Annotated in this window: 7 protein-coding genes and 1 pseudogene; 1 reads left to right on the top strand and 7 read right to left on the bottom strand. The window is 70.4% G+C overall.

Annotated elements, in window-relative coordinates:
* The 7 genes and pseudogenes from ACLJOU_RS16925 to ACLJOU_RS16895 form a co-directional block, all read right to left on the bottom strand.
* A pseudogene (locus tag ACLJOU_RS16925) lies at positions 1–207 on the bottom strand (IS5/IS1182 family transposase); the annotation flags it as partial.
* Positions 208–405: 198 nt separating this feature from the next.
* Positions 406–2391 carry an RICIN domain-containing protein gene (locus ACLJOU_RS16920; protein ID WP_410568328.1) on the bottom strand — a complete coding sequence of 662 codons (1986 nt, stop codon included), beginning with the start codon at positions 2389–2391 and terminating at the stop codon, positions 406–408.
* 35 nt (positions 2392–2426) lie between these two features.
* Positions 2427–4181 (bottom strand): glycoside hydrolase family 35 protein, encoded by a 1755-nt coding sequence (locus ACLJOU_RS16915; RefSeq protein ID WP_410568326.1) that lies wholly within the window; start codon positions 4179–4181, stop codon positions 2427–2429.
* Positions 4174–5721 carry an alpha-N-arabinofuranosidase gene (locus ACLJOU_RS16910; protein WP_410568324.1) on the bottom strand — a complete coding sequence of 516 codons (1548 nt, stop codon included), beginning with the start codon at positions 5719–5721 and terminating at the stop codon, positions 4174–4176. The genes ACLJOU_RS16915 and ACLJOU_RS16910 overlap by 8 nt, the downstream gene beginning before the upstream one ends.
* The gene (locus ACLJOU_RS16905; protein ID WP_410568322.1) at positions 5718–7061 is read right to left on the bottom strand and encodes an ABC transporter substrate-binding protein; all 1344 of its coding nucleotides are present in this window, start codon (positions 7059–7061) and stop codon (positions 5718–5720) included. The genes ACLJOU_RS16910 and ACLJOU_RS16905 overlap by 4 nt, the downstream gene beginning before the upstream one ends.
* Before the next feature lie 33 nt (positions 7062–7094).
* Positions 7095–7904 carry a carbohydrate ABC transporter permease gene (locus tag ACLJOU_RS16900; RefSeq protein WP_410568369.1) on the bottom strand — a complete coding sequence of 270 codons (810 nt, stop codon included), beginning with the start codon at positions 7902–7904 and terminating at the stop codon, positions 7095–7097.
* 70 nt (positions 7905–7974) lie between these two features.
* Positions 7975–8901, bottom strand: coding sequence for a carbohydrate ABC transporter permease (locus ACLJOU_RS16895; RefSeq protein ID WP_410568320.1), 927 nt, complete (start codon positions 8899–8901; stop codon positions 7975–7977).
* Between the two features lie 171 nt (positions 8902–9072).
* Between ACLJOU_RS16895 and ACLJOU_RS16890 the strand changes: the two genes are divergently transcribed.
* Positions 9073–10125 (top strand): LacI family DNA-binding transcriptional regulator, encoded by a 1053-nt coding sequence (locus ACLJOU_RS16890; RefSeq protein ID WP_410568318.1) that lies wholly within the window; start codon positions 9073–9075, stop codon positions 10123–10125.
* Positions 10126–10217: the final 92 nt, after the last annotated feature.

The following is a 10217-nucleotide window of genomic DNA, read 5'->3' as shown; positions in this document are numbered from 1 at the left end:
GGCAAGGCTGATGCGGTGGTCGGTGGCGAGCCGGTGGACGGGGGTGGCGTCACGGAACCAGCGCAGCACCAGGACCGCCTGCTGGTAGGGGGTCAGTGCGCGGCGGCCTCGGCGAGTGCCGCGCCGCTTGCGCTGCACCCTCAGAAGACGGGCGACGAACCAGACCAGCTCTCGCGCCACGTCGAGCGTGGCACCATAATTGATCACGTGGGGCCTCTGGAACCTCGGACTTGATCTTCGCAAATCCAGTCCTACCAGGGGCCCCACGCCTCAACCCCGGTCAACACGCGCACCCGGCCCCAGCCTTACTGAGAAAACCTCAATGTGGCCTTCGGTGCGTGAGACGCACCGAAGGCCGCCTTGGGTGCGTCTGACGCAACCAAGGCCGCCTTGGGGCGCTCGGGGTCAGCGGGTGACGGCCTGCCAGCGCTGGTTGGGGCCGTTCGTGGGCTTGTACAGGCCGATGCGGGCGCCGTCCTCGCGGGATTCGCCGATGACGTCGAGCAGCTGACCGCTCGCCGCGTTGACGAATGTCCAAGTACCGTCGCCCGTCGTGGACAACGTCCATTCCGCCGCCGGGTCGCACGTGCCCGCCGCGGCCAGCGTCACCGCGCCGCCGGCCGTGCCGAGCACCTGCCCGGTGCCCGCGTTGGTGATGGTGAACCGGTCGCGGTTGCCGTAGCGGCCCGTGCGGTCGGTGAGCGTCCACCGCTGCGCCGCCGCGGAGGCGTCCGTCGTGCGCTGGACCAGCGAGCCGTTCTCCGCCGAGAGCGACTTGCCGCTCTGCACCCCGGTGAGGGTGACCGGCTTGCCGGAGCCGATGCCCGTGCCGGCCGCCGTCGCGGAGACGCCGTCGACCAGGAAGCTCGTCACCGAGCGCGCCGGCACCCGCAGCGTCGCCCGGCCCGCGGCCACCCGCACCGGCTTGCCGCGTTTGAGCGCCCCGGTGACGTCGGTGACGACCGGCGTCACCGACGCGCCCGGCCGGACGTTCCGGAAGCCCGACAGGTCCAGCGTGACGTCCTGCTCGTCCGTGCCCGCGTTGGTGTGCACGACCGTCGCGAGGTCCTCACCGCGCACGGCGGCCGTCGACGCGGTGTCGTCCACCCCGATCAGGCGATCACCCGGCCGGATGTAGTGGGTGAAGTTCCGCATCGTGTTGAACTTCGTGTTCGTCTTGATCGGGCAGGTCCGCAGCGTGGCGTTCGCCGGGCAGTCGAACGGGACCTGGATCTCGCCCCAGTTCATCCCGGCCGCGCTTTCGCCGCCCGGCTTCATGTTGTCGTAGTCCTCGATCGGCTGCCAGCTGACCCACGCGCTCGGCTCGAGCAGCCGCAGGTCGTCGGTGATCTGCTTGGCCATGCCGAGGCCGGGGTCCATGTCGGTGAAGTCCTGCCGGTCGAGCCAGCTGCCGCCGACCTCGCTCATCCACAACGGCTTCCCCGCGCCCTTGGCCAGGTCCCGCGGGACCGGCCGGTTGCCGGTGCCGTAGGTGTGCACGTTGAGCCGGCCCGCCGCGGCGCGGGCGTCGGCCGACCAGCCGGCCCAGTCCGCCGCGAAGATGTCCGGGTTGGTCTCGTCCGGTGCCGAGACGATCGCCCGCGAACCGGCCGACTTCAGGGCCGAGGCCATCGCCGGGATCAGCCGGGACTGGACCGAGGGCCCGATGTGCGCGCCTTCCTGCCGCCCGCCGGTCGGGTTCCCGTCGGCGCCCAGGGTGGTCTTCCAGTAGTTCGTGTTCGGCTCGTTCATCGGGTTCACCGACGCGAACTTGATGCCGTGCGCCTTTTCCAGGGTGCGCACCGCCTGCGTCAGGTACGCGGTGAAGTCGCCGATCCGGTCGGACCGCAGCTGCTCGTCGGTGGCGGTGAAGCCGCCCGAGACGTACCCGGACACGGTCTGGAAGTACGGCGGCGAGTTGCTGAACGCCTCCCACTTCGTGACGCGGTTCTTGATCCGGTCGACCCACCAGCGCTGGTTAGGGTCCGCCGCCGGGTCGAACTCGGCCGGATCACCGGGTGTCCACCAGTCCCTGTCGGCGCGGGTGGTGCCGGCCGGCGCCTTCCACCAGCCGGGGACCGCGGCTCCCGGGCGCAGGTACGCCGGGACGTCCGGGGCGTTGCCGCCACCGACGTTGAACCGGGCGATGTTCAGGTTCAGCCCCTCGGGCCCGAAGACGAGGTCCGCCAGCTTGTTCCGGACGGCGTTCGGGTAGCCGCCGGTCGCCTCGGCCATCCAGGCCAGGCTGGCGCCCCAGCCGTCGAACGGCTGCTGCCGGTAGGTCGGGTCCGGCTTCACGGTCACGGTGGTGGCCGCCACCGCGGGCGCGGCCACGACCGCGCCGCCGACCAGAGGTACACAAAGGACGGTGAGCAAACGCCGCAGGTTCATCGTCGAACTGCCCTTCGGTGCGGTGGGGACTCTTCTCAGGCCTCGGTGTGGCCGAGCAGCGGCCGCGGCACGAACCGGACCGCGGGGTCGAGCAGCGTGCCCAGTTCGAGCACGACGAGTTCGTTGGCGCCCGCCCGGACCACCGGACGCGGCACGTACAGCGTCCGTTGCGGGCCCCGCCGCCAGTACCGGCCGAGCGCGAACCCGTTCAGCCAGGCGACGCCCTTGCCCCACTCCCCGGTGTCGAGGAACAGGTCGGCGGGCTCGTCGACGTCGATCCGGGCGCGCAGCACCACCGGCCCGGCCACCGCACCCGCCACCGGCTCCGGTCGCGCGGGCCGCAGCGACGGCAGGGCGGCCAGGTCGAACGGCAGCACGTCCCAGCCGGCCAGCGGTTCGCCGTGCAGCGCCGCCCCGCCGATGATGCCCTTCGCCTCGCCGATGCGCGGGCCGTAGTCGACCCGGCCCTGATCCTCGACCAGCACGAGCAGCTCACCGGCCGCGCGCGGCAGCGGGATCGCGCGCTCGTGGTGGTCACGGCTGAGCGTGCCCACGAGGGCGCCGTCGAAGAACACCGTGGCGCGGTCGCGGACCTCGCCGAAGGTCAGCACGCCGGGCCGCTCGCCCTGCACGGTCGTGCGCAGCAGCGCGAACTGCGGCATCGGCGTCAGGTCGTCGAACGCGGGCAGGTCCTCGTGGAACTCCCAGGTGCCCCAGCGGTCCGGGGCGTCGAGCAGCCGGACGGGGTCGCCGAGCACTCCCGACGGCGTCGGCGCGGGCCGCGGCGGCGGCGGGACCGTGTCGGGGACCTTGTGGTAGCGGGCGATCACGTCGCGGAAGGCGTGGTACTTCGGCGTCGGGTCACCGGCTTCGTCCAGCGGCGCGTCGTAGTCGTAGGAGGTGATCAGCGGCTGGTAGACGCCCTTGTCGTTGGCCCCGTTGGTGAGGCCGAAGTTGGTGCCGCCGTGGAACATGTAGAGGTTGACCGACGCGCCCGCGGCGAGCAGCGCGTCGAGTTCCGCCGCCGAATCCGCGGCCGGCGTCGTGTGGTGGTGGGCACCCCAGTGGTCGAACCAGCCGTTCCAGAACTCGCTGCACATCAGCGGCCCGGTCGGCTGGTGCGCGCGCAGGATCGCCAGCCGCTCCTCGGCGCCGGAGCCGAACGACGCCGTGCGGTGGAGCCCGTCGAGGCTGCCGGCTTCCAGCATTTCCGGGGTCGGCTGGTCCACTGTGGTCAGCGGCACGGTGACGCCGGATTCGCGCGTGTGCTCGGCAAGCGCTTTCAGGTAGCGCTTGTCGTCGCCGAACGCGCCGTACTCGTTCTCCACCTGGACCAGCAGCACCGGCCCGCCGCGGTCGACCTGGTGCGGGACGACGACCTCGTACACCTTCGTCAGGTAGTCGCGCACCGCGTCGAGGTACTTCGGCTCGGACGAGCGCACCCCGACCGACGGGTCGCGGAACAGCCAGGCGGGCAGCCCGCCGTTGTCCCACTCGGCGCAGATGTACGGGCCGGGCCGCACGATCGCGTACATCCCGGCCTCGGCGACGAGCCGCAGGAAGCGGTCGAGGTCGAGCCCGCCGGTCAGGTCGAACACCCCCGGCTCCGGGGCGTGCGCGTTCCACGCCACGTACGTCTCGATGGTGTTGAGCCCCATCCGCCGGGCCTTGTCGATCCGGTCGGCCCACAGGTCCGGGTGGACGCGGAAGTAGTGCAGGGCACCGGAGAGGATGCGGAACGGGCGGCCGTCGAGCAGAAAGTCGTGCTCCCCGATCACGAACTCAGGCATGCGGGCCCGCCTGCGGGGTCAGCTGCAGCACGGTCCAGGACAGCGGTGGCAGTGTCACGGTGATGGTGGTCCCCCCGGGGTCGGACGTCGCGGCGGCGCCGGGTAGCGGCACCGGCCGGACCGGTTGTGCGTCGGCGGTGTTCGCGGTGTGGCGGTTCTCGCCGTCCGGCGTGGTCAGCGTTTCGGCGGCGTAGACGCCGAACCGGGCGCCACGCAGGCGGATCCGGACCTCGGTCGCCGACGCCGTCGCGCGGTTGGTCAGGAACACCGCCCCGCGCCCGGACTCCCCGACCGTCGCGGCGACGTCGACGAGGTCGACTTCGCCGTGCTGCGCGGTCCGCAGCTGCTCGCCTTCGACGCTCAGGCGCAGGCTCGCCCCGCGGGCCAGCGCGGCGACCCGCTGGAACGGGTGGAACGTCGTCTGCCGCCACGCCGGGCCGCCGGGCTCGGTGCGGATCGGCGCGATGACGTTCACCAGCTGGGCCTGGTTGGCCATGGTGACGCGGTCGACGTTGCGCAGCAGGGAACCCAGCAGCGAACCGACGACGACCGCGTCGGTCACGGTGTAGGTGTCCTCGATGATCCGCGGGTGCTGCCGCCAGCCGCCCTCGGCGAGTTTCGCCTGGTCGACCTCGTTCCAGCGGCGCAGGTCCCAGACGTTCCACTCGTCGACGCTGATCCCGATCTTCTTGTCGAGGCCCAGCTCGGCGAGGGTTTCGTCGATGACACCCGCCGTCGTGCGGATGTAGCGGTCCAGCGCGGCCGCGCTGGCCAGGTAGCTGTCGGTGTCGCCGTGCAGTTCCTGGTAGTAGGCGTGCAGCGAGATGTGGTCGGCCAGCTCCGCGGTGTGGCGCAGCACCGTGCGCTCCCACTCGCCGAACGTCGGCATGTCGGCGTGCGAGCTGCCCGCGACGACCAGTTCGAGGTCCGGGTCGATCATCCGCATCAGCCGGGCGGTCTCGGCGGCCAGGCGGCCGTACTCCTCGGCCGTCTTGTGGCCGATCTGCCACGGGCCGTCCATCTCGTTGCCCAGGCACCACAGCTTGAAGCCGAACGGGCGGTCGGCGCCGTTGGCGCGGCGCCGCTCGCTCAGTTCGGTGCCGCCGGCGTGGTTGCAGTACTCGAGGACGTCGGCGGCCTCCTGGACGCCGCGGGTGCCGAGGTTGACGGCGTACATCACCTCGGCACCCGCGGCTTCGGCCCACGCGGCGAATTCGTGCAGGCCGAAGCGGTTGGATTCCACGCTGTGCCACGCCGGATCCAGCCGGACGGGCCGCTCGGGCCCGACACCGTCTTCCCAGCGGTAGCCGGAAACGAAGTTCCCGCCGGGATAGCGGAGCACGGTGGGGCCGAGTTCCCGGACCAGCTCGAGGACGTCGCCGCGGAACCCGCGTTCGTCCGAAGTGGAGTGCTCCGGTTCGTACAGCCCGGTGTAGACGGACCGGCCCATGTGCTCGACGAACGAGCCGAAGAGGCGACGCGGAACGGGGCCGATCACCTGAGCAGGGTCGCCGACGTCGCCTTCGATGTGGACGGTCATCCGGCGCTGACCGTGAAGCCCTGCTGGTTGCCGTAGTCGACGATGGCCTGCTGCCAGGCCGCCAGCCCGGCGTCGAGGCCGGTGCCGTTCAGGTAGGCCTTGCCCGCGGTGTCGCTGAAGACGCTGTTGGCGTAGGTCTGGTACGGCAGGTAGGTCCAGCCCGGGGCGACGTCCTTCGATGCCTGGGTCAGCACCTGGTTGATCTTCTGGCCACCGAAGTACGGCACGGCCTCGTCGACGAACGCCGGCGAGGTCAGGTCGGCCGTGGTGGACGGGAAGCCGCCGCTCTTGATGAAGGGCTGGACGCCGCCGGCGTGGTTGAGCCAGCGCACGAAACCCGCGGCCAGCGCCGGGTTCTTGCTCTGCTTGACCACGGACTGGGCGCTGCCGCCGTTCTCCGCGGTGACCGCCTTCTGGCCGTCGTAGGTCGGCATCGGCGCCACGGCCCACTTCCCGCTGCCACCGGGCACCGAAGAGATGAAGTTGCCCGGCATCCAGGCGCCGGTGACCAGGGAGGAGATGGTGCCGTCGCCGAGGGCGCGGAACCAGTCGTCGGACCACTCCTTCACCGGGGCGAGCAGCTTGCCCTGGATCATCTGGTCCCACATCGCGGTCCACTTCTTGGTGCCCGCGTCGGCGAGGTTGACCTTGACGTTGCGGCCGTCGACGGTGAACGGGTGGCCGCCGGCCTGCCAGATCATGCTCAGCACGGCCCCGGGGTCACCGGTGTCCGAGGTCATGTACTTGGTGGGGTCGGCGGCGTGCAGCTTCTTCGCCGCGGCGATGTACTCGTCCCACGTCTTCGGCACGGCGATGCCGTTCTTGTCGAAGACCTCCTTGTTGTAGAACAGCGCCATCGGGCCGGAGTCCTGCGGGAGGCCGTAGACGCCGTTGCCGTTCTTCACCTGCGCCCACGTCGAGGCGCTGTAGTCCTTTTCGAACGAGCCGAAGCCGAACTGGTTGAGATCGGCCAGCGAATCGGTCAGCGCGAACTGCGGGAGGGCGTAGTACTCGATCTGGGCGACGTCGGGGGCACCCGAGCCGGCCTTGATCGCGTTCTGCAGCTTGGTGTACTCGTCCTTGTTGGTGCCCGCGTTGACGTAGTTGACCTTGACGTTCGGGTATTCCTTCTCGAACGCGGCCACCTGGTCCTTCGCCGACGGCGTCCAGCTCCAGTAGGTGATCTCGCCGCCCGCCTTCAGCGCGGCGTCGACGGAGTCCTGGGTGCCGGTGGCGGCGGCGGGCGCGGACGACGAGCCGCCCCCGGACGAGCAGCCGGCCGCCAGTGCGGCGGCCAGCGCCACGGCGGCGAGCGCCTTGGCATTGCGGATGCGTGACATCGAGTGTCCCTTCACGACGGTGTGACGGCGGGTTTACTGCTTGACGCTTCCGGCGCTCAGCCCGGACTGCCAGAACCGTTGCATGAGCAGGAAAGCGAGGACGAGAGGGATGATGGTGAGCAACGACCCGGTGAGGACCAGGTTGAAGATCGGCTGGGCGCCGGCGCCGTTGGCCTGGGCGCTCCACTGGTTGAGCCCGACGGTCAGCGGGTACCACTTCGGCTCGCTGAGCATGATCAGCGGCAGGAAGTAGTTGTTCCACGTCTGCACCATCGTGAACAGCGCGACCGTGATGATCCCGGGGACCAGCTGGCGCAGCGTCACGGTGAGGAAGATCCGGAGTTCGCCCGCGCCGTCGATCCGCGCCGCCTCCAGCAGCTCGTCCGGGATGGCGTCGGTGGCGTAGACCCAGACCAGGTACAGGCCGAACGGGCTGATCAGCGACGGGATGATGACCGACAGCGGCGTGTTCGTCAGCCCGAGCTTGCTGAACATCAGGAACGTCGGCACGGCGAGCGCGGTCGGCGGCACGGCGACGGCCCCGAGGACGACGGCGAACACCGCGCGGCGGCCGGGGAAGCGGTACTTGGCCAGGCCGTAGCCCGCGGCCGTGGCGAGGATCGTCGCACCGCCGGCCCCGACCACGACGTACAGCAGGGTGTTCCCGAGCCAGCGGAAGAAGATCCCGCCGTTGTAGGTGAACGTCTGCCCGATGTTGTCGAAGAGGGCGAACGAGTCGCCGAAGGACAGCCCCGAGGTCGAGAACAGCGACGGCTGGGTCTTGGTCGCGTTGATCACCAGCCACACCAGGGGCACCAGGGTGTAGAGCAGGTAGAGCGCCATGAAGCCGGTGAGGACACGCGACTTGCGGGGTCTGGTCACGGAAAACTGCGTCCTGGAAAGAACGGCCACGTCACACTTCCTTCCGCGAGCCGCGCAGCTGCACGACGTAGGCGATGACCGCGGTGATCACGCCCATCACGATCGCGACGGTGGCGGAGTAGTTGTACTGCTGCCCGTTGAAGGAGAGGTTGTAGGCGTACATGTTCGGCGTGTAGAAGGTGCCGATCGTGTTCGGGACGAGGTTGCGCATGATGTTCGGCTCGTTGAACAGCTGGAAGCTGCCGATGATCGAGAAGATCGTCGCGACCACGATGGCGCCCCGGATCGCGGGGAGCTTGACCGACCGGATCGTGCGGAACGTGCCGGCGCCGTCGATCGCGGCCGCCTCGAACAGCTCCTTCGGGATCACCTTCAGCGCGGAGTAGAAGATGAGCATGTTGTAGCCCACGAACTCCCACGTGACGATGTTGCCGATCGACGTGAGCAGCCAGTTCGGCGACAGCGGCTGCACCGCGGTGCCCAGCAGGTGGTTCAGGTCGGCCGCGAGCCCGAAGTGGTCACCGTAGATGAAGCCCCACATCAGCGCGGCCACCACGGCGGGGACGGCGTAGGGCAGGAAGATCACGATCCGGAAGAACCCGGCGGCGTGCAGCCGGGCGCTGTCGATCGCCAGTGCCGCGATCAGCGCGAGCAGCAGCATGATCGGCACCTGCACGGCGAGGAAGACCAGCACCCGCCGGAAGGCCTCCCAGAACTTCGGGTCGCCGAAGACCTGCACGTAGTTGTCGGCGCCGACGAAGACCGTGCCGCCGAAGAAGGCCTGGTCGCGGAAGAGGCTGAGCACGAACGCGTAGACGACGGGCGCGATGAAGGTCAGCGCGAAGACCAGCATGAAGGGGGCGACGAAGAGCCAGCCCCGCCACTTTCGCCGCGGCCGGCGGGCCGCGGGCGCCCGGCGCGCGGGCACCGGGGCGGGCGGAGCCGCTGTGGACGTCATCGTCTCTCCGAGTGTTCGCCTCGCCAGGCGCGGGACCCGGCGAGATGTTTACGTCAACATGAACGGCCGCAGAGTAACGTGTTGACGTAAACATGTCCAGGACACCGTGTGACAGCCGGGGCTTCGCCCCGGGCCGGGGGCTTCGCCAGCCGGACCCCCGAAAGCTAAGGAGTGACCGTGCCGCGCCAGACAGCGACGTCATCCGCATCCGGCCCCGCCCGGCGCCGGGGCCCGTCGATGGCGGACGTGGCCCGCGAGGCGGGCGTGTCGGGCCAGACGGTCTCCCGGGTGGCCAACGGGAAGACCAATGTGGACGACGCGACCCGCGAGCGGGTCCTCGCCGCGATGCGCCGGGTCGGCTACCGCCCCAACAGCGCGGCCCGCGCCCTGCGCAACGGCCAGTTCCGCAGCATCGGCGTGATCATTTCGGCCCTCCCGACGTTCGGCAACAGCCGCACGCTCGACGCCATCGCGGCGGCGGTGGTGACGGAGGGGTTTTCGATCATCCTGATGCCGGTGACGCGCCCGACGCAGGGCGAGGTGACGGGCGCGTTCAGCACGCTGAACGAGCAGGCCGTCGACGGCGTCATCATCCTCATCGAACAGCACCAGCTCGACCAGAGCGAAATCGAGCTGCCGCACGGGCTCCCGGTGGTGGTGATCGACTCGAGCGCCCGCTACGACTACCCGGTGGTGGACAACGACCAGGCCGACGGAGCCGCCCGCGCGACGAGCCACCTGCTGTCACTGGGCCACTCGACGGTCTGGCACATCGCGGGCCCGCCCCAGTCGTATTCGGCCGAGCGCCGCCGGAAGTCCTGGCAGGCCACTTTGGAGCGGGCGGACCGGGTGGTCCCGCCGGTACTGGCCGGTGACTGGTCCCCGGAGTCGGGCTACCGGGCGGGGTTGCGGCTGGCGGCGGACCCGACGGTGACCGCGGTGTTCGCGGCGAACGACCAGATGGCGTTGGGATTGCTGCGCGCGTTGCACGAGACGGGTCGCGGGGTGCCCTCGGAGGTGAGCGTGGTGGGCTTCGACGACATGGAGGAGTCGGCCCATTTCTGGCCCCCGCTGACGACGATCCGCCAGTCGTTCGAGGCGGTGGGTCGCCACGCGGTGGAGGCGTTGTTGACGGAAATCGAGACGGGCACGGAGGCCGGAGAACCGGTGCTGCTCCCGACGGAGCTGGTGGTCCGCTCCAGCACGGCCCCGCCCCCTGCGTGAAACGAAACTGTCGGTGCCGTCCGGTGGCGTGGAAACGCGGGCGCCGCCGCGGACGCGGCTCGCTGCAGTGATCAGGCGGGCCGGGCCGGCGG

This window comes from Amycolatopsis sp. cmx-4-61, from assembly GCF_046548775.1.
Lineage (GTDB): Bacteria > Actinomycetota > Actinomycetes > Mycobacteriales > Pseudonocardiaceae > Amycolatopsis.
The sequence above is the reverse complement of the archived record's forward strand: the minus strand, read 5'-3'. Positions and strand labels throughout refer to the sequence as shown.